Consider the following 18,643-nt stretch of genomic DNA (forward strand, 5'->3'; position numbering starts at 1 on the left):
ATGACTTCGTGCGTCATCGCTGCGCATTGAAATGGCTGGAATTAGGCTCGATAGATTGTCGCGACGACACGCGCCGGAAACATCCGGTTCGTAATGATGGCTCTTAGGTCTCGGAGTTCGGCAGTGGATCAATCGTCCTTTCAAAAACAGCTCGCCGCGTTGCGCGACCATCGCGCGGCGGCGCCCGCCAGCATGCGCCAGGCCTTCGCCGCCGATCCCAAGCGCTTCGTTACATTCTCCGCCACCGACGGCGACCTTCTGCTCGACTGGTCGAAATGCGCGGTCGACGCGCTCACCATGGACTTGCTGGAAAAGCTCGCCAAGGCGGCCGATCTCGAAGGCCGTCGCGACGCCATGTTCGCCGGCAAGAAGATCAACCTCACCGAGGACCGCGCCGTGCTGCACACGGCACTGCGCAACCTGACCGGCAAGGGCGTCACCGTCGATGGCCAGGACGTCAAGGCGGACGTCATGGCCGTGCTTGACGCCATGAGCGCCTTTGCCGATGCCGTACGCTCGGGCAAGGCGGCCGGCGCCACCGGCAAGAAGATCACCGACATCGTCAACATCGGCATCGGTGGTTCCGATCTCGGCCCGGCCATGGCGACGCTGGCGCTGGCGCCTTATCATGACGGGCCGCGCGCGCATTACGTCTCCAACATCGACGGCGCCCATATCCACGACACGCTGAAGGGCCTGTCCGCCGAAACCACGCTGTTCATCATCGCCTCCAAGACCTTCACCACCGTCGAGACGATGACCAATGCGCAGACGGCGCGCAAATGGGTCCAAGAGGCGCTCGGCAAGGAAGCGGTCGGCAAGCATTTCGCCGCTGTCTCGACCTCGCTCGACTTGGTGGCCAAGTTCGGCATCGCGCCGGATCGTGTCTTCGGCTTCTGGGACTGGGTCGGTGGCCGCTATTCGCTCTGGGGCGCGATCGGCCTGCCGGTGATGATCGCTGTTGGCCCGCGGAATTTTCGCGCCTTCCTCGATGGCGCGCACGAGATGGATGAGCATTTCCGCACCGCGCCCGTGCAGGAGAACCTGCCGACCCTTTTGGGGCTGGTCGGCTGGTGGCATCGGGTGATCTGCGGATATCCGGCGCGCGCCGTCATCCCTTATGATCAGCGCCTATCCAGGCTGCCGGCCTATCTGCAGCAGCTCGATATGGAATCGAACGGCAAGAGCGTCACCCTCGAGGGCACGGCGGCGGCGACGCCGACCGGGCCGCTGGTCTGGGGCGAGCCCGGCACCAACGGCCAGCATGCCTTCTTCCAGCTCCTACACCAGGGCACCGATTTCATCCCGGTCGAGTTCCTCGCGGCGGCGGTCGGTCACGAGCCCGATCTCAAGCATCAGCACGATCTGCTGCTCGCCAACTGCCTGGCCCAGTCGGAAGCGCTGATGAAGGGCCGCACGCTGGATGAGGCCCGCGCCCAGATGCTGGCCAAGGGCATGAAGCCGGCCGAGGTCGACAAGATCGCCCCGCATCGTGTCTTCTCCGGCAACCGGCCCTCGGTGACCATCCTCTACCGCAAACTCGACCCGCGCACCTTCGGCCGGCTCATCGCGCTCTACGAGCACCGCGTCTTCGTCGAGGGGACGCTGTTCAACATCAACTCCTTCGACCAGTGGGGCGTCGAACTCGGCAAGGAACTGGCCACCGGCCTTTTGCCTGTCGTGGAGGGCAAGGAAAGTGCCGCCAAGCGGGATGCATCGACCGCTGGTCTTGTGGGATTCATCCACCATTTGCGTGGATCGGAGTGAAAAGCTTGGCAGACATCAAGGGAATATTGTTCGACAAGGATGGAACGCTTGTCGACTTCAACGCGACCTGGCTCGGCGTCGCCGATTTCATGGCCATGGACGCCTCCGAAGGCGATCGCTGGAAAGCCGACAGGCTGCTGGCGGCTGCCGGCTTCGATTTCGCCAACAGGCGATTCAAGCCGGACTCCATCTTTGCGTCCGGCACCAATCTCGATGTCGTCGAATTGTGGTTTCCGCGCCTGTCCAATGAGGACCAGATGCTTGCGGTTGCCCGCTTCAACGAGATCACCTCGGTCCAGGGGTCGGCAATGGCGGTGGCGTTGCCGGGCATCGTCGACACGCTGACGGCATTGCACAGAAAATCCTACCGACTTGGCGTCGCCACCAACGATTCGACCAGCGGCGCGGAAAAGACGCTGGTCACGCTCGGCGTCGCCCAGCTGTTCGACGCCGCCTATGGCTACGACGCGGTGGCCAACCCGAAGCCAGCACCCGACACGATCCTGGCCTTCAGCGATCTCACCGGGCTGAAGCCGGCGGAAATCGCCATGGTCGGCGATAACAGGCACGACCTCGAAATGGCGCGGGCCGGTGGCTGCGGACTAGCGGTCGGCGTGCTCTCCGGCACCGGCACCCGCGAATCGCTGGCCGGCATCGCCGACATTGTTCTTGATTCGGTTGCCGATCTGCCCGACTTTCTTTCGGCACGGGTCAAGGAAACGACCTGACGGGCAGCGGCCGGGGCAAAATCAACTTGGGCTTTCCCGCCAACGGCTGAGATGGGTGGGTTGCGGACAGTCCGCTCCTGCATCGACCGGCCTGAAAGGCAGACTTCGGCGATTGGGTAATTTGGGCCCGCAATCAGTCCGACGGCTTTCGGCGCCCGTGCGCCGAAAGCTGACGTTGAGGTCATAGGCCGCGACGTGATAGAGGTTCCGCTATCAGATCATGTTCGACATACCGAGCGCAGTAAGCAGGTTGTTTTGAATAGGAGCGACGGCCTGATTCAGTCCCTCCACCCCGAAGTCCATGCCCTCTGGCATGACGACGGTGCGCAATGGGCGCCGTTCCGTAGCCTCGACTAGCCGTGCGATGGCGTCAGCCACCAACTGAGGGCGGGGTGGGTTCGCAGGATCAAGTCCCTGATCGGAGTTGTTTTTGATTTGGCCTGGGACCAACGCAACTGCGCCATATGTCGCCAAGACCTGCTCGTCCGAGGGCGCTGGGCTAGATGGAAGCAGATTGCTCGGAAATGGCCCGGGTTCCACGATCACCGAGTCTACGCCGAAGCTGGACAGTTCATATCGATATGCCTCGGCAAGCGCTTCAAGCGCGAACTTGCTCGCGGAATAGACACCAAAGAACGGAAAGATGACGCGCCCCATCAACGAGGTGACATGGATCAGCACGCCGCTACCCGCAGCACGCATATGGGGTAGGACGGCGCGGTCGGCCCTTACGGCCCCAAAAAAGTTCACCGCAAATTGCTGCTCGATGTCTGCCACCGTGTAGGCTTCGGTCACGCCGACGAACATCGTGCCCGCGTTGTTGATGAGCGCATCAATCCTGCCGTGTTGCTCGACGACCCGATCGATCGCAGCGTTGACCGACGCTTCGTCCGTCACATCCATCTCAATGACCTGCAGCTCATGCCCTTCGGCTTTTGCAGCGTTGATTAGCTCACTGCCTGTCTGGCTGTTTTTGCCTTCGATGTCACGCATGGTCGCGACCACCACGTGCCCGCGCCTGGCGAGCTCCAAGGCGGTGAGCTTTCCAAAACCGCTGCTCGCGCCGGTAACAACTACAACCTTGCTGCTCATTTTCTCGATCCTCTCGCTTGCCCACCTAACGGGACAAGCAGGTATATACAGACCTGTACGTCCGTTGCAAAGAGAAAATAGACAGACTATTCTGTTTCTACCCCGAACGCGCAAAACCGGCAGGCGAGAATGAAAACTTTGGATGTGAGTGAGTACCTCGACCTGGAATCGCGGTCGCTGGATGCCCTGGCTCCGCGAGAGCGAATTCTGAAAACAGCGTCTGAACTATTTTACCGAAACAGCATCCATACGGTGGGAATAGATCGCATCATCGCCGAGAGCGGCGTCGCAAAGATGACGTTCTATAAGCACTTCCCCTCGAAGGCCAATCTTGCAGCTACCTATCTGCGCCATAAAAGCGCGCTGTGGTTCGACATGCTGGCGACTGCGACCGAACAGGCTGGACCGGTGCCGCTGGATCGCGTGCTGGCCATATTTGACGCACTGAACGAGTCCTTCCAGGCGCCTACTTTTCGCGGCTGTCCTTTCGTTCGAGGGCTGGCCGAGTTCGGACCGGACGCGGAAACGCCAGAGGTGCAGGCAACGCTCGCAGCATATTTCCATGACTTACATGAGTTTGTCGTGTCGCTCATCCAGCCCTTGAAGTTGAAAAATCAAGAGAGCGTGGTCGTCCAGATCCTCGCGCTCATCCAGGGCTCGCTCGTGAACGCACAAGCCATGAGGGGGGGCGTTGAACCTCTTGCAACGCGCGATGCGGCCAAGATGCTGCTCGAGGCTGCGGTTGAGCGCGGCTGATCGAAGGAAATTTCGGCGTGTGCGGCGCCTGATGGTCAGCTCAGACGAAAAAAACGTGGCCACAGGCCGAGCGCGAGAATTTGGCGGCGAATGGAGCGCATTCGGCCGCAGCTCGATGAAGAAAACTAAGCGCGACATCAATGAGGACTAATGATGCATATTCCAGCTAGCCAATCGAAAGAGATAAACACACTAGAGGGTACGATATGGAAATACTTCCTAAACAGTGAGGTAGGCATTTCATATCAAACGCTGACGATGAGAAGTCCAAATCAGGTCAGCACCTGAATAAGGAAACCAATGAAACATACTTCATTGTTAAGGGGACGGCGAAATTTGTCGTTGGCGACAAGGAGTACGACGTGGGTGAGAAAGACGTTGTGGTCGTTGAAGCAGGGATTGCACACTACATTGAAACCGGTGCTCTTACCTACTTAACTATCACAAGGCCGGATTGGAAACCCGAGCAATATCAACACGTGGATTAGCGTGGCGGTCAATGACGCCATGGGCCACGGTTTCATGAAGGCTTCAACCCTTCCAGAAATTTTTAGGGCATGTGGAGAGCGGGGGGCCATGGCGATGGTCCCAGTGAAAGAGGCGTCCCAGTAAGTTGTCGAAGACCGCGTGCCGCCCACTTATCGCGGGCGGCCGCTATCTACATCAGGCGGACAAAGACCGATTGGTTGCGACTGCGCCAGTTCGGGTGAACTCTACGTCCGGCTTTGAGAACGATGCCATGATAGCGTCGCGGTTTGATGGAGCGCGTTTCTTGTCAGCGGCGGTAAGCGCAGCCTTGAGCTCGTCGGCGGTCAACTCCGTGCAATAGGCCGGAGTGCCCGGCTGCAGCCGCCAGGACTCTTCAAGAGTACCCGCATCCACCGTATCGAAGCCAGTGACGCTGACGAGATCGGAGACAAGTGCTTTGGCTTCGGCGTCGTCACCGGAAATCGGGATGGCAATGCGATCTGGAGCGCCCGCCTCCAAACCCGCCTCGGCCAACGTAAGACTTAGCAGCGCGTTCCAAGCCTTAACAAGGGGGCGCCCCACCTGCTCGCTGGCCCAAACGGTCTCCGGCTTGCCGCTATCAACCTCGGAGATTTTGCTGTCTCGGGCGGGATAGTAATTGGAGGTGTCTACCACGATTGCACCAGCAGGAGCGCCAGCAAGAACCGCTGCCAGGTCTGGGTTCTTGGCGAAGGGCACTGAGAGGATGACCACATCGGCATCCTGCACGGCCGCCTCTCTCCCAACGGCCTGGATGCCGGTGCCGGCAACTGTGTCCGCAAGACTTTCGGGGCCACGCGAGTTCGCCAGTTTCACCTGGTGGCCAGCGGCGTCCAGCTTCTTTGCAACCAGCGAGCCGATGTTGCCGGCCCCAATGATTCCGATTTTCATTTTACATCCTTTGGTTTTCAAATTTTAGCAGGGTGAGCGAAGTCATGAAGAGTGTCTCGCAGCGCAATGATCTCGTCCTCGGACATTTGACAGGCACTCTTGATCTTGCCGGAGATGCTCCAGACCTCGTCCTTGATGCTGTGAGCGGCAGGTGTGAGATCGACAAGGACCCGGCGTTCGTCCTCGGGATCGCGCATTCGCGTCACCATCCCGCAGGTATCGAGCCGCTTGAGCAATGGGGTGATCGTGCCGGTGTCCATGCCCAAAGCGTTTCCAAGATCACCTACGGACCGGGGCGCGGACGCATAGAGCTCCAGCATCACAAGGTACTGGGGAAAGGTCAGGCCCAGCGGATCGAGGAACGGCTTGTGCATGCGTGCCATCCGACCCGCCGCCCCGTACAGGGCGAACGAGATTTGCATTCGAACCAAATGTGACGCGCTTTTTTGAGGTGCCATACCATAGCTCAAAGAGACAAACCGAGTTCACTGGCGAACTAGTATCTAGTGCACTAGATAATGTAACTATGGAGGATTGCAACCCTCCAGCTGCACTTGGAGTCAGACCGCATGCGCGACTAATCTTCCGGCGAATGCGCCTTGGAGGGCCTGGGGTTCTCGAAAACCTGATCGACATATGCCCGGCAGGGGTCCCTCGGGTGGGCATCGGGGACGCTGGGCAATGGCAGCTTTCGGGAGAGGATGCCGCGGCCCCAAACGACTGGAGGGGGCGCGTTGTTGATGTGGCCCGCAGCGAAGGAAAGGCAGCTTTTACGATTTTCGAGCTTAGGGCTGGAGTGACCGAGATGAGGTCGAACTCGGTCATTCCGAGTGACTGGGTTTTGATCTCAGCGACAGCGGTCATCCGCTTCAAAGGAAAACACACCGCTCGGCTTCAGCGCGCTGTCTTTCGTCTGGCCGAAATCCGGCACCTTGTATTCGGCGAGCAGGTGCAGCCGTGATCGTGGCAAATAGGCGCGGCCGGGGTCGCCGACTAGGACCTCGATGCCGGCATTCAGGCAGCGTTCGAGAAAAGGCATGACTCGATCGGCGACGTCCTGTCCATAGAAGACATCGCCGGCAAGCACGAGGTCGACCATGGGTGGCGAACCCCTGGTGACATCGTCTCCGATCACGGTGATGGCGACGCCGTTGGCCGCCGCGTTGAGGGCGAGCGCAGCAACACCGTTGCGGTCGATCTCCGCGGCGATAACTTCGCGCGCGCCAGCCTTGGCGGCGGCAATGCCGACAAGGCCGGAACCCGCGCCGAGGTCGAGCACGCGGCGACCGGCCACCATTTGCGGGTGGTCCAATATGTGGCGCGCAAGCACCGCGCCGCCGGCCCAGGCATAGGCCCAGTAGGGCGGCCGCGGCTCGGGTCCATCGTCGTCCGCCTCGATCGTGTCGTCATCGGCGTCGGAGCTTTGGTGCGGATCGGTAAGCCGCCTCAGGCCGCTGGCCGGATGCGGCGTATAGAGCCGGATCTCGGGGAGCGATGGCACCGGGGCGAGGCGCATGTTCGCCCTGATGAACTCTGCCGGGTCTGGACTGCAAGGTGCATCCACGGCCTCAGGGCCGTCGGCTATCGTCATTCGCGCAACGCTCGCCGCAGGATCTTGCCGACCGGTGTCTTCGGCAGCTCGGTCCTGAACTCGATGTATTTCGGCCGCTTGTAGCCGGTCAGGTTCTCGCGGCAATAGGCGGTGATTGCCTCGGCGGTCAGCGCCGGATCCTTCTTGACGATGAACAGCTTCGGCACTTCGCCGGAATGCTCGTCCGGCACGCCGATCGCCGCCACTTCGAGCACACCCGGATGCATCGCCACGACTTCCTCGAGCTCGTTCGGATAGACGTTGAAGCCCGAGACCAGGATCATGTCCTTCTTGCGGTCGACGATCTTGGTGTAGCCGCGCTCGTCCATGAAGCCCATGTCGCCGGATTTGAAGTAGCCGTCCTTGGTCATCACCTTGCCGGTCTCATCGGGCCGGTTCCAGTAGCCCGCCATCACCTGCGGTCCCCGGATGCAGATTTCGCCGACCTCGCCGAGCGGCAAGTTGTTGCCGTCATCGTCGCGGATGGCGATCTCGGTCGAGGGCAGCGGCAGGCCGATCGTGCCGGTGAAGTCGCCGGAGGTGAACTTGTTGGCCGTGGCCACCGGCGAGGTTTCCGAAAGGCCGTAGCCTTCGGTGACCGAACAACCGGTCAGCGTTCTCCAGCGTTCCGCGACGCCCTTCTGCACCGCCATGCCGCCGCCCAGCGTCAGGATCAGCGGCTTGAAGTCGAGCTTGCGGAAATCCTCATTGTTGAGCAGTGCGTTGAACAGCGTGTTGAGGCCCGGAAAGATGTGCACGGGGTACTTCTGCAACTCCTTGACGAAGCCGGGAATGTCGCGCGGGTTGGGAATGAGCACATTGCGGGCGCCTTGCTGCATGCCCATCAGCGCGTTCACCGTCAGTGCGAAAATATGGTAGAGCGGCAGCGCGCAGATGAAGTTGGGGTGCGCGGGTTTCGGCTTGATCGTATAGGCGTCCTCCATCCATTGCGCGTTCTGCGCGACGTTGGCGAGCACATTGCTGTGCAGCAGCGTGGCTCCCTTCGAGACGCCCGTGGTGCCGCCCGTATATTGCAGGAAGGCGACATCGTCGGCTGCCACCTTGGCCGGCTTAAAACCCATACCGGCGCCGGCCTTCATTGCGGCATTGAACTTGACATGGCCGGGCAGCGACCATGCCGGGACCATCTTCTTCACGCGGCGAACGACGAAATTGACGATGGTGCCTTTCAGGCCGCCGAGCATGTCGCCCATCGAGGCGACCACGACATGCTTGACCGCCGTCCTGGCGATCACCGCCTGCAAGGTGTTGGCGAAGTTCTCCAGGATGACGATGGCTTGCGCACCGGAGTCCTTGAGCTGATGTTCGAGCTCGCGCGGCGTATAGAGCGGGTTGATGTTCACCACGACATAACCGGCTCGCAAGACGGCCATCATCGCCACCGGATATTGCAGCACGTTCGGCATCATCAGCGCGACGCGCGCGCCCTTCTGAAGGCCTTTCGATTGCAGATAGGCGCCGAAGTCCGCCGACAGCCGCTCGACATCGGTGTAGCTGATGGACTTGTCCATGCAGGTGAAGGCGGGCTGGGCCGAAAACTGCTTGCAGGCAGCGACGAGGAAATCGCCGATCGAGCTGTATGGCAGGGCGCCGATTTCGGCCGGGACGTTTTTCGGATAACTCTTGAGCCACGGCTTTTCCGGCAGGCCGGCGGCAAGCGCCGTCAGTGCATTCGGCAATCGCTTGGCGGCGGCAGGCTTCGCTGCCGGCGGGGCCTCGGCCGCAGCAGCCTTCGCCACCGGCTTGGCGGCTGCCGGCTTTGCAGCAGACACTGTCTTTCCGGCAACAGTCTTGTTCGAGGCTTTCTTGGTCGAGGCTTTGGCTGCCGGCTTTGTGCTTGCCTTCGCCGGCACGGTGGCTGCCTTCGGCTTGGCCGCGGCGGCTTTGGCAGCGGGTGCTTTCGGCTTGGCTCTGCCGCCGGCTGCTTTTGGAGCCGCCTTGGCTGCCGCTTTCGCCGGCGCCGTTTTCCTTGATGCTTTTGCCACCCGTTCCTCCCTCGACAATTCTTGTTCGTCCGCGCCGCGCTCGCCCCTGAATTGACAGAGACGTCCTCCGCTGCCGCCGCTATGCACCTATGTATTGCCTCCATTGGCGACCGTGCAAGTCTTGCCCCTGCGGCAAGGCTGGAAAGATTTGCCGTCGAAAATCTTTCCTGCCGCCGACACTCCCAACCGCTGTCCCGCCGCACTCTCGGCCGCTCGGAGGCGCGCGCGGCATCGATTATCGTCAGATCGGTGATCAATAAAAAAATGCGATCGTTAATAATCCCGTGAATGGAAGAAACTGCTAATTTTTTCTGTCATTTAGCAAAATCGCGGATTTTTTTCCTGCTTCCCAAGGGGTAAGCAAACGGGGTGTTCCAAAGCCGGAAAAACGGTGCTTATATGCGCGCTTCGCGAGCCTGATAGAGGGGCTTGGAAGAACATCAGGGAGTGCTCAATGAAGAAGAAACTGACTTTTGCAGCCGCGTTGCTGGCTGCAAGCGTCCTGGGCGGCGTGGCCAACGCGAAAACTCTGGTCTATTGCGCGGAAGCTTCGCCGGAGGGTTTCGACCCGGCGCCGTATACCGCCGGCCAGACCTTCGACGCGTCGTCGCGCACCGTCTTCAACCGCCTTGTCGAGTTCGATCACGGCAAGACAACGACCTCGCCGGGCCTGGCTGAAAGCTGGACGATCTCCGACGATGGCAAGGAATATGTCTTCAAGCTGCGCAAGGGCGTCAAGTTCGCCGCCACCGACTATTTCACCCCAACGCGCGACTTCAACGCCGACGACGTGGTGTTCTCTTTCGAACGTCAGGTCGACAAGAACGGCCCGTGGTTCCAGTACATCCCGGGTATTGCCTATCAGTATTACAATGACCAGTTCGGCGACAACATCACCAAGGTCGAGAAGGTCGATGACCTGACGGTGAAGTTCACCCTCAAGGAACCGGCAATCACCTTCATTCCGACGCTGGGCATGGACTTCGCCTCGATCGTCTCCAAGGAATATGCCGACAAGCTGCAGGCGGACAAGACGCCCGAGCTGTTCAACCAGAAGCCGATCGGCACCGGCCCGTTCATCTTCGTCGATTACCAGACCGACGCGGCCATCCGCTACAAGGCCAACCCGGACTATTGGGGCGGCAAGCAGAAGATCGACGATCTGGTCTTCGCCATCACCACCGACCCGGCGGTGCGCGCGCAGAAGCTGAAGGCCGGCGAATGCAACATCATGTCATACCCGGCACCGGCCGACATCGCCGGCCTGCAGGCTGAACCGAGCCTGAAGGTCGACGAGCAGGAAGGCCTCAATGTCGGCGCGCTGATGTACAACACCCAGCAGAAGCCGTTCGACGACGTGCGCGTCCGCAAGGCGCTCAACATGGCCATCAACAAGAAGGCCATCATCGACGCCGTCTTCCAGGGTGCCGGCCAGGTGGCGATCAATCCGATCCCGCCGACCATGTGGTCGTACAACAAGGAAGTGAAGGACGATCCGTACGATCCGGATGCGTCCAAGAAGCTGCTCGAAGAGGCCGGCGTCAAGGACCTCAAGATGAACGTCTGGGCCATGCCGGTGTCGCGCCCTTACATGCCGAACGCGCGCCGCACCGCTGAATTGATCCAGTCGGACTTCGCCAAGGTCGGCGTCACCGTCAACATCGTCAGCTACGATTGGGGTGAATACCTCAAGCGCGCTTCCGCGGTCGATCACGACGGCGCCGTCATCGTCGGCTGGACCGGCGACAATGGCGATCCGGACAACTTCCTCGGCGTGCTCCTGAGCTGCGCTTCCGTCGGTTCGAACAACCGCGCGGAATGGTGCAACAAGGACTTCGACGCGCTCATCAACAAGGCCAAGACCGTTTCGGATCAGGCCGAGCGCACCAAGCTCTACGAAAAGGCACAGGTCATCTTCAAGGAACAGGCACCCTGGGCGACGCTCGCTCACTCCAAGGTGTTCATGCCGATGCAGAAGACCGTCACCGGCTTTGCGATGGATCCGCTCGGTATCCATCGCTTCGACGGCGTCGATATCGCCGAATAAGGTTGCGAAACGGGGGCGTCACCGCATGGTGGCGCCCCCACTCGCCCGCCATGCTGCGTTATATCCTCGGCAAGCTCGCCCTCATCATCCCTACCTTCATTGGGATAACCATCCTCGCCTTTGGCTTCGTGCGCATCCTGCCCGGTGATCCGGTGCTGGTGCTTGCGGGCGAACGCGGCCTGTCGCCCGAACGCCACACGGCGCTGATGCACCAGTTCGGCTTCGATCTGCCGATATGGCAACAGTACCTGACCTATTTGACCAACATCCTGAGCGGCGATTTCGGCACCTCGTTTTCCACCAAGACGCCGGTGCTCAAGGATTTCCTGGTGCGCTTCCCGGCAACGGTCGAGCTCGCCATTTTCGCGATGATCTTTGCCGTAGTCCTGGGGGTCGCCGCCGGCATCTTCGCCGCCATCCGCCGTGGATCCTGGTTCGATCAGCTGACCATGGGCACCGCGCTGGCAGGCTATTCCATGCCGATCTTCTGGTGGGGTCTGCTGCTGATCATCGTGTTTTCCGGCACGCTGCACTGGACGCCGGTTTCCGGCCGCATCGATCTTCTCTATTTCTTCAAGCCGGTGACCGGCTTCATGACCATCGACTCGCTGATCTCGGGGCAGAAGGGCGCCTTCCGTTCGGCGCTGTCGCACCTCATCCTTCCCACCGTCGTGCTCGGCACCATTCCGCTGGCCGTCATCGCCAGGCAGACGCGGTCGGCGATGCTTGAAGTGCTCGGCGAGGACTATGTACGCACCGCGCGCGCCAAGGGCCTGGCACCGCGCCGCGTCATCGGGCTGCATGCCTTCCGCAACGCGCTGATTCCGGTCGTCACCACCATCGGCCTGCAGGTCGGCACGCTTTTGACCGGCGCCATCCTGACCGAGAGCATCTTCTCCTGGCCCGGCATCGGCAAATGGATGATCGACGCCATTTCCAAGCGCGACTATTTCACCGTGCAGGGCGGGTTGCTTTTGATCGCGTTGATCGTCATGTCGGTGAACCTCATCGTCGACGTGCTCTACGCCGTCATCAACCCACGCATCCGGGCCAACTGACATGAGCAACGAAGGCCCAGCCACCATTGAAGCCGTGACCGTCGTCAAGCAGCAGGACGCAAGGCTGCAGATGTTCGGCGAGTTCTGGCACTACTTCTCCGTCAACAAGGGCGCGGTGATCGGGCTCTTCGTCTTTGCACTGCTGATCCTGATCGCCATCTTCGCGCCGCTGCTGGCGCCGCATTCGCCCGACGATCAGTTCCGCGACTTCTTCCTGACGCCGCCGGCTTGGCAGGAGGGCGGCAACGCACAGTTCCTGCTCGGCACCGACGCCGTCGGTCGCGATATGCTGTCGCGGCTGATCTACGGCTCGCGCTTCTCGCTCGCCATCGGCTTCGTCGTCGTCACTTCAGCGCTGATCTCGGGCGTGATCCTCGGCCTGCTAGCCGGCTACTGCCGTGGCTGGGTCGACACCCTGATCATGCGCATCATGGACATCATCCTGGCCTTCCCGTCGCTGCTCTTGGCCCTGGTGCTGGTCGCGGTCCTCGGCCCCGGCCTCGTCAACGCCATGATCGCCATCGCCTTTGTGCTGCAGCCGCATTTCGCCCGGCTCACCCGTGCCGCCGTGATGGCCGAGAAGACTCGCGAATATGTCGTCTCGGCCAAGGTCGCCGGCGCCAGCCATCTGAGGCTGATGCTGGTCACCATCCTGCCCAACTGCATCGCGCCGCTGATCGTGCAGGCGACGCTGTCCTTCTCCAACGCCATTCTCGAGGCTGCGGCCCTCGGTTTCCTAGGCATGGGCGCGCAGCCGCCGACGCCGGAGTGGGGCACCATGCTGGCCGAGGCGCGCGAGTTCATCCTGCGCGCCTGGTGGGTGGTGACCTTCCCGGGCCTCGCCATCCTGATCACCGTCTTCGCCATCAACCTTATCGGCGACGGCCTGCGCGACGCGCTCGACCCCAAGCTGAAGAGGTCGTGAGCATGCCTCTGCTCGAGATCAAGAACCTCACTGTTTCCTTCGATACGGCGGCCGGACCGTTCATGGCCGTGCAAGGCATCGATCTCGCGATCGAGCCGCGCGAAGTGCTGGCGATCGTCGGCGAGTCCGGCTCCGGCAAGTCGGTGGCGATGCTGGCGGTAATGGGCCTGTTGCCCGACACGGCAACGGTCAAGGCCGACCGCATGGCCTTCGACGGCGTCGATCTCCTGAAGCTCAGCCCGTCCGAACGCCGCAAGATCGTCGGCAAGGACATTTCGATGATCTTCCAGGAGCCGATCGCCAGCCTCAACCCATGCTTCACCGTGGGCTTCCAGATCGAGGAGGTGCTGCGCTTCCACATGGGCATGGATCGCGCCCAGCGCCGAGCGCGTGCCATCGAACTGATGAAGCTGGTCGGCATCGCCGACCCGGAGGAGCGCCTGAGCTCGTTCCCGCACCAGATGTCGGGCGGCCAGTGCCAGCGCGTCATGATCGCCATCGCCATTGCCTGCAACCCGAAACTGCTGATCGCCGACGAGCCGACAACGGCGCTCGACGTCACCATCCAGAAACAGATCCTCGATCTGCTGGTTTCGCTGCAGGCCAAATACGGCATGGGCCTGATCATGATCACCCACAATATGGGCGTGGTCGCCGAGACCGCCGACCGCGTTATCGTCCAGTACAAGGGCCGCAAGATGGAAGAGGCCGACGTGCTGTCGCTGTTCGAGTCGCCGAAGAGCAATTACACGCGGGCCCTGCTGTCGGCCTTGCCGGAGAACGCCGTCGGCGACCGGTTGCCGACCGTGTCCGACATGATGTTCGAGCCGGCGCCTTCGGCTGCGGGAGCCGCCTCATGAGTATCACCGTTCTAGAAGGCAAGAACATCGTTCGCGACTACCACATCGGTGGTGGCCTGTTCACCGGGCCGCGCACGGTGCATGCGGTCAAGGGCGTCTCCTTCACAGTGGACAAGGGCAAGACGCTGGCCATCGTCGGCGAAAGCGGCTGCGGCAAGTCAACGCTTGCCCGCATCATCACGCTGATCGATCCGGCGACGGCGGGCGAACTGTTCATCGACGGCAATAAGGTCGACATCGCCAGGAACGCATTGACGAAGGAGATGCGCCGCAAGGTGCAGATCGTCTTCCAGAATCCGTACGGATCGCTCAATCCGCGCCAGAAGATCGGTGACGTGCTGGGCGAGCCGCTGCTGATCAACACCGACAAGCCGGCCGCCGAGCGTCGCGACCTGGCGATGAAGATGCTGAAAAAGGTCGGCCTCGGACACGAGCACTACAATCGTTATCCGCATATGTTCTCCGGCGGCCAGCGCCAGCGCATCGCCATTGCCCGCGCGCTGATGCTCAACCCAAGCCTGCTGGTGCTGGACGAGCCGGTCTCCGCGCTCGACCTTTCGGTGCAGGCGCAGGTGCTCAATCTGCTCGCCGACCTCCAGGACGAATTCCAACTGACCTATGTCTTCATCAGCCACGACCTGTCCGTGGTGCGTTACATCGCCGACGATGTGATGGTGATGTATTTCGGCGAAGCGGTCGAATACGGATCGCGCGACGAGGTCTTCGCCGACCCCAAGCACAGCTATACCCGGACGCTATTCGCGGCCACGCCGCGCGCCGACGTCGCATCGATCAAGGCGAGGTTGGCGAAGAAGAAGGCGGCTTGACGTCTCTTCGTCGTCCCAGGGCCTTCGCCGCGTCGCTTCGCTTCAGGATGACGACGCTGGAGTGGCCGCCTCACGACAGCTTGGCGATGATGGTGCGCAGCGCTTCGCCGAAGCGGTGGATCTCATCGACCGTGTTGTAGTGGACCAGCGAGGCGCGGATGGCGCCGCTGTCCATCGAGAGATTGAGGCGCTTCATCAGTCGCGGCGCGTACATGTGGCCGTCGCGGATGCCGATCTGCATCTCGGCCATTTCCTCGACGATCCGCTGCGGCGACAGTTTGCCGATGTTGAAGCAGAAGGTCGGCACCCGTTCCACAATGCGGGCCTCGTCGGCAACGCCATAGATGGTCGCGCCGCAACCTTTCAGCACAGCAAGCATCTCGCGCGCCAGCACCAGCTCGTAGTCGCGGATGGCGCTCATGCCGGCAACGATGTTGTCGCGCCGCGAGCGGTTGTTGGAGGGCGCAAGATTGCGGCCGATCAGTTCCAGATACTGCACGGCCGCATCCATGCCGGAGACGTTCTCGTAGATGAACGTGCCCGCCTCGACCTTGTAGGGCGGCTCGTCGGGGATGAAATCCTCGCGGAAGGTCGGCAGCCGCTTCAGCGTTTCGAAACGGCCCCACAGGAAGCCCATATGCGGCGAGAAATTCTTGTAGCCGGAGCAGACGAGATAGTCGCAGTCCCAGGCCTGCACGTCGATCAGCCCGTGCGGCCCGTAATGCACGCAGTCGAGGAACACCTCGGCACCGGCCGCGTGCGCGATCCTGGCCACCTCGGCGACATCGACGATCGAGCCGATCGAGTGCGCGGTCACCGTGCACGCGACCAGACGGGTGCGGTCGGAAACGAGCGGGCGCAGATCGTCGACATGCAGATTGCCGTCCTCGCGCATCCGCCACCATTTGAATTTCGCGCCAGCGGACTCTAGCGCCAGCCATGTCGCGATGTTGGCGTCGTGGTCCATGTCGGTGATGACGATCTCGTCGCGCTCTTGAAGCATCTGGCCGATGCCGAGGCTGACCAGGCGGATGAACGAAGTGGCGTTCATGCCGAAGCAGATTTCCGCCGGGCTGTAAGCGTTGATCAGCAGCGCGACGCTTGTCCGGGCATCTGCGACCGACTGGTCGACGGTGACGCTGCGGCCATAGCGGCCGCCGCGCTGCACATTGTGCGAAACCAGATGGTTGGTCACCGCGTCGAGTACGCTCTGCGGGATCTGGGCGCCTGCGGCATTATCCAAGAAGATGAAATCGCCGGCCCGTTGCAAGGCGGGGAACATGGCGCGGATGGTGTGGACGGGAAACGCGGTTGCGCTCGCATTGTCGGTCTGGTGCTTGTTCACGGGTAGGCTCCTGCGAAGGACTTGGAGGGATCGGTTGGCGAGGTCAGCGCTTCTTTTCGGTCTTGAAGCGCTCTTCAAGCAGGCTGACGAGGCGGACCATCGGCCAGAGGAAGATGAGATAGACAAGCGCCGCGCCGATCAGCGGCGAGGGGTTGGCATAGAGCGACTGCGCGTTGGTCGCTTCCTTGAGCAGTTCCGGCAGCGCCACGGTGGAGGCGAGCGAGGTGTCCTTGAACATCGAGACGCAGTTGCTGGTCATCGGCGGGATGACGACGCGGATCGCCTGCGGCAGCACCACCTTGCGCAAGGTCAGCAGGAACGGCAGGCCAAGCGCCTGCGACGCCTCGAACTGGCCACGCGGAATGCTTTCGATGCCGGAACGGAACACTTCCGCCGAATAGGCCGACATGATGAAGGCGAAGGCAGTCACCGCCGAGGCCCAGGACGACAGGCGGATGCCGAGGAACGGCAGCGCGTAGTAGATCAGGATCAGCACGACCAGCACCGGCAGGGCGCGGAAGATGTCGGTGTAGCCGACCGCGAGCCAGCGCAGCGGCTTCGGCGCATAGAGTCGCACCAGGCTGATCGCCAGGCCGATGGGGATGCCGATGCCGATGCTCAAAATGCCGAGCAGCAGCGTGTTCAGGAAGCCGCGCAGCAGCGCCGGCAGGCTGGACATGATGACATCGGGGTTGAAGAAGGTGTCGAGCAGCGACATGGGAGCGTTCCCGAACCCCAGAGCAAAGAATGCTCGCGTTAAAATCAATTGACCTCGCCGACGGCGGGGTGTCTGCGGCGGAAGCCGGCGCCAAGGCGTGAAATGAATCGTGCCGGCCTGGAAAGCCGGCACGATTTCAATGCATTGCCGCTCAGGCCTTCGGCAGCGGCATTTCCTTCAAGGTCGAAGAGTCGGCGGGCGCGTCGCTGCCGAACCACTTCTTGTGGATCGCGGCCAGCGTGCCGTCCTTCTTCATCGCGCTCAGCGCGTCGTTCAGCTTGCCGAGCAGCGGGTGGTCCTTGGTCAGCATCAGGCCGTATTGTTCGCCGGTCTTGATGCGTTCCTTGACGATCAGGTCCTTCATCTTGGTGAAGGAATATTCCATGCCCGGAATGTCGCTGACGGCGGCGTCGACGCGTCCGGCGCTGAGGTCGAGCAGCAGGTTCTGCTGCGTGTCATAACCCTTCACGTCGCTGAAGCCGTCGGCTTCCTGATGCGCCTTGACCCAGGTCTCGCCGGTCGAGCCGGACAGCACGCCGACGATCTTGCCCTTGAGGTCGGCTTCGGCCTTGATCGCGCTGTCGGTCTTGGTGGCGATGCCCATGTCGGAATCATAGTATGGCTGGGTGAACGACTGCGACTTCAGCCGCTCCGCCGTGATGGTGATCGACGAGATGGCGACATCGATGCGCTTCGACGTGGTGGCGGCGAACAGCGCCTGGAAGCCGAGATCGGCGATGTCGGTGGTCATGCCGACGCGCTTGGCCGCTTCGTTGACGATGTCGACTTCAAAGCCCTCGAAGGTGCCGCTCTCGTTCTTGTATTCGAACGGCGGATTGGTCGGGTAGGCGCCGACATTCAGCACATCGGCGGCATAGGCGGTGGCGGGGCCGGCGGCGATGCCGATTGCGGCGGCGAGAAGAAGCAATTTGCGGCGAGTGAAGCTCATCTGTGTTCCCTCTGTTGTTGATCGGGCGGGTTGCTCCCGCACGGTTTTTTGCCGCCCCGCTTCAGGCAGGGCGTCAATTCATGGCAGCGACCATGCGGTCGAGCGCGGTCGCTATCTGGTCACGTTCACGGCAGACGCACATCCGGAGGAAGGCCGTGGCGATGTTCTCGGTGTGCAGGTCGCGGATCTGGGCGCGCGCACCATCGAAGGCATAGCGCGCGCTAGACGATGACTGGGGCACTATGAACGACAAGGACTGAAACCCCTCCCACCACGATGGACTGGCAAGCAAGCCCCTCCGGCACGGCAATCGCCATCGATTTTGGAATGCTTATCCAAAGTGCCGCGGTTTTCAAGGCGAAAGTTTTAAGCTTAAAAAGTTTGACCGGATTGTTGCCCGGCCGATACGCCCTTGGCCGTGCTTGTGTCGCGCAAGTTCGGCTACGCGTCGTAGAAAGAACCTTCGGCCGCACCAGCCTCGAGAACCCATCTCCCTTTTTCGTCCTGCCCAAATCCATATCCGCAAACCATCGCAAGGCGAAGCTATTTCATGCTTGAAATATTTTTGCGGGGCCG

General features: G+C 61.5%; 19 protein-coding genes. 10 read left to right on the top strand and 9 right to left on the bottom strand.

Annotation, left to right across the window (positions count from 1 at the left end; genetic code table 11):
• Nucleotides 1-96 precede the first annotated feature (96 nt).
• Both pgi and NKH03_RS05460 read left to right on the top strand, forming a co-directional pair.
• Nucleotides 97-1,767: a glucose-6-phosphate isomerase gene (gene pgi / locus NKH03_RS05455; RefSeq protein WP_352967678.1), complete on the top strand. Its 1,671-nt coding sequence runs from the start codon at nt 97-99 to the stop codon at nt 1,765-1,767.
• A gap of 5 nt (nt 1,768-1,772) precedes the next feature.
• Nucleotides 1,773-2,495, top strand: coding sequence for an HAD family hydrolase (locus NKH03_RS05460; protein WP_352967511.1), 723 nt, complete (start codon nt 1,773-1,775; stop codon nt 2,493-2,495).
• Nucleotides 2,496-2,708: 213 nt separating this feature from the next.
• Here NKH03_RS05460 and NKH03_RS05465 read toward each other — a convergent pair whose 3' ends face one another.
• Nucleotides 2,709-3,587 carry an SDR family oxidoreductase gene (locus tag NKH03_RS05465; RefSeq protein ID WP_352967513.1) on the bottom strand — a complete coding sequence of 293 codons (879 nt, stop codon included), beginning with the start codon at nt 3,585-3,587 and terminating at the stop codon, nt 2,709-2,711.
• 129 nt (nt 3,588-3,716) lie between these two features.
• Between NKH03_RS05465 and NKH03_RS05470 the strand changes: the two genes are divergently transcribed.
• Together NKH03_RS05470 and NKH03_RS05475 are read left to right on the top strand one after the other, a co-directional pair.
• Nucleotides 3,717-4,343 (top strand): TetR/AcrR family transcriptional regulator, encoded by a 627-nt coding sequence (locus NKH03_RS05470; protein WP_352829656.1) that lies wholly within the window; start codon nt 3,717-3,719, stop codon nt 4,341-4,343.
• Between the two features lie 242 nt (nt 4,344-4,585).
• Complete coding sequence (locus NKH03_RS05475; RefSeq protein WP_352967679.1) at nt 4,586-4,831, top strand: cupin domain-containing protein; 246 nt, start codon at nt 4,586-4,588, stop codon at nt 4,829-4,831.
• A 175-nt stretch (nt 4,832-5,006) separates the two neighbouring features.
• Here NKH03_RS05475 and NKH03_RS05480 read toward each other — a convergent pair whose 3' ends face one another.
• The 4 genes from NKH03_RS05480 to NKH03_RS05495 all read right to left on the bottom strand — a co-directional run bounded on the left by NKH03_RS05480 (nt 5,007) and on the right by NKH03_RS05495 (nt 9,338).
• Nucleotides 5,007-5,741, bottom strand: coding sequence for an NADPH-dependent F420 reductase (locus tag NKH03_RS05480; RefSeq protein ID WP_352967514.1), 735 nt, complete (start codon nt 5,739-5,741; stop codon nt 5,007-5,009).
• 17 nt (nt 5,742-5,758) lie between these two features.
• Nucleotides 5,759-6,115 carry a MarR family winged helix-turn-helix transcriptional regulator gene (locus tag NKH03_RS05485; protein ID WP_352553916.1) on the bottom strand — a complete coding sequence of 119 codons (357 nt, stop codon included), beginning with the start codon at nt 6,113-6,115 and terminating at the stop codon, nt 5,759-5,761.
• Between the two features lie 473 nt (nt 6,116-6,588).
• Complete coding sequence (locus tag NKH03_RS05490) at nt 6,589-7,332, bottom strand: class I SAM-dependent methyltransferase (protein ID WP_352872038.1); 744 nt, start codon at nt 7,330-7,332, stop codon at nt 6,589-6,591.
• Nucleotides 7,329-9,338, bottom strand: a complete 2,010-nt coding sequence (locus NKH03_RS05495) for a long-chain fatty acid--CoA ligase (RefSeq protein ID WP_352967515.1) — start codon at nt 9,336-9,338, stop codon at nt 7,329-7,331. Before NKH03_RS05495 ends, NKH03_RS05490 begins: the two co-directional genes overlap by 4 nt.
• A 454-nt stretch (nt 9,339-9,792) precedes the next feature.
• On the opposite strand from NKH03_RS05495, the gene NKH03_RS05500 reads away from it, so the two are divergent.
• From NKH03_RS05500 to NKH03_RS05520, 5 genes are all read left to right on the top strand, one after another.
• Nucleotides 9,793-11,385 (top strand): ABC transporter substrate-binding protein, encoded by a 1,593-nt coding sequence (locus NKH03_RS05500; protein ID WP_352967516.1) that lies wholly within the window; start codon nt 9,793-9,795, stop codon nt 11,383-11,385.
• A gap of 50 nt (nt 11,386-11,435) precedes the next feature.
• Nucleotides 11,436-12,443, top strand: a complete 1,008-nt coding sequence (locus tag NKH03_RS05505) for an ABC transporter permease subunit (RefSeq protein WP_352876027.1) — start codon at nt 11,436-11,438, stop codon at nt 12,441-12,443.
• A gap of 70 nt (nt 12,444-12,513) precedes the next feature.
• A complete protein-coding gene (locus NKH03_RS05510; RefSeq protein WP_224618710.1) occupies nt 12,514-13,368 on the top strand; it encodes an ABC transporter permease subunit in 855 nt (284 codons plus the stop codon).
• A 2-nt stretch (nt 13,369-13,370) separates the two neighbouring features.
• On the top strand, nt 13,371-14,228 hold the full coding sequence (locus NKH03_RS05515; protein WP_352967680.1) for an ABC transporter ATP-binding protein: 858 nt from the start codon (nt 13,371-13,373) through the stop codon (nt 14,226-14,228).
• Nucleotides 14,225-15,055: a dipeptide ABC transporter ATP-binding protein gene (locus tag NKH03_RS05520; protein ID WP_352967517.1), complete on the top strand. Its 831-nt coding sequence runs from the start codon at nt 14,225-14,227 to the stop codon at nt 15,053-15,055. The genes NKH03_RS05515 and NKH03_RS05520 overlap by 4 nt, the downstream gene beginning before the upstream one ends.
• 70 nt (nt 15,056-15,125) lie before the next feature.
• Here NKH03_RS05520 and NKH03_RS05525 read toward each other — a convergent pair whose 3' ends face one another.
• The 4 genes from NKH03_RS05525 to NKH03_RS05540 all read right to left on the bottom strand — a co-directional run bounded on the left by NKH03_RS05525 (nt 15,126) and on the right by NKH03_RS05540 (nt 18,320).
• Nucleotides 15,126-16,400 carry a cysteine desulfurase-like protein gene (locus NKH03_RS05525; RefSeq protein WP_352872044.1) on the bottom strand — a complete coding sequence of 425 codons (1,275 nt, stop codon included), beginning with the start codon at nt 16,398-16,400 and terminating at the stop codon, nt 15,126-15,128.
• 43 nt (nt 16,401-16,443) lie between these two features.
• Nucleotides 16,444-17,118 carry an amino acid ABC transporter permease gene (locus NKH03_RS05530; protein WP_224698919.1) on the bottom strand — a complete coding sequence of 225 codons (675 nt, stop codon included), beginning with the start codon at nt 17,116-17,118 and terminating at the stop codon, nt 16,444-16,446.
• A gap of 151 nt (nt 17,119-17,269) precedes the next feature.
• A complete protein-coding gene (locus tag NKH03_RS05535; protein WP_352967518.1) occupies nt 17,270-18,067 on the bottom strand; it encodes an ABC transporter substrate-binding protein in 798 nt (265 codons plus the stop codon).
• A 73-nt stretch (nt 18,068-18,140) separates the two neighbouring features.
• On the bottom strand, nt 18,141-18,320 hold the full coding sequence (locus tag NKH03_RS05540; RefSeq protein WP_352872046.1) for a hypothetical protein: 180 nt from the start codon (nt 18,318-18,320) through the stop codon (nt 18,141-18,143).
• 23 nt (nt 18,321-18,343) lie between these two features.
• Here NKH03_RS05540 and NKH03_RS05545 point away from each other — a divergent pair, with 23 nt between their 5' ends.
• A complete protein-coding gene (locus tag NKH03_RS05545) occupies nt 18,344-18,625 on the top strand; it encodes a hypothetical protein (protein WP_352872047.1) in 282 nt (93 codons plus the stop codon).
• The last annotated feature ends 18 nt before the right edge of the window (nt 18,626-18,643 follow it).

Source organism: Mesorhizobium sp. M1406 (assembly GCF_040317555.1).
Taxonomy (GTDB): Bacteria; Pseudomonadota; Alphaproteobacteria; order Rhizobiales; family Rhizobiaceae; genus Mesorhizobium.